Genomic DNA, 629 nt, shown 5'->3' with positions numbered 1-629 from the left:
ACAAATATCAAAAGATGGTACGCGTAAATGGCTTTTACGTTTTCCACCACGCGGTGCTGGAAGGCCTGTTGAAATTGAAACTGTTTATATTCCTGAAGAAGGGCGTGGCACTTTATGTCTTTCATCGCAAGTAGGGTGTACTTTAACTTGTTCTTTTTGTTATACGGGAACGCAGGTACTTGTTCGCAATCTCACAGCGGAAGAAATTTTGGCGCAATTATTGGTTGCGCGTGATTGTTTGGGTGATTTTCCTGATAGGAATACCCCTGATGGTGCAATTGTTCCAGTGGAAGGACGCAAAATCACCAATGTTGTTATGATGGGGATGGGAGAACCACTTTATAATTTTGAAGCGGTGAAAAAAGCTTTATTAATCGCTTCTGATGGGAATGGACTTTCTTTATCGAAACGTCGGATTACCCTTTCAACCAGTGGAGTTGTTCCTGGAATGATCCGAACCGGAGAAGAAATAGGGGTTATGTTGGCAATTTCACTCCATGCTGTGAATGATACATTACGAGATATGCTTGTTCCAATCAATAAGAAATACCCACTTGCACTGTTAATGGATGCTTGCCGTCAATATCCTGGTCTTTCCAATGCTAAGCGAATTACATTTGAATATGTAA

General features: G+C 41.2%; 1 protein-coding gene. It reads left to right on the top strand.

Features of this window, described 5'->3' with window-relative positions; translation table 11 throughout:
• A partial coding sequence (rlmN, locus tag ACFIO5_RS12610) for a 23S rRNA (adenine(2503)-C(2))-methyltransferase RlmN (protein WP_375705589.1) occupies window positions 1–629 on the top strand: 629 nt, incomplete at both ends.

The organism is Bartonella sp. AA86SXKL, from assembly GCF_042196885.1.
The sequence above is the reverse complement of the archived record's forward strand: the minus strand, read 5'-3'. Positions and strand labels throughout refer to the sequence as shown.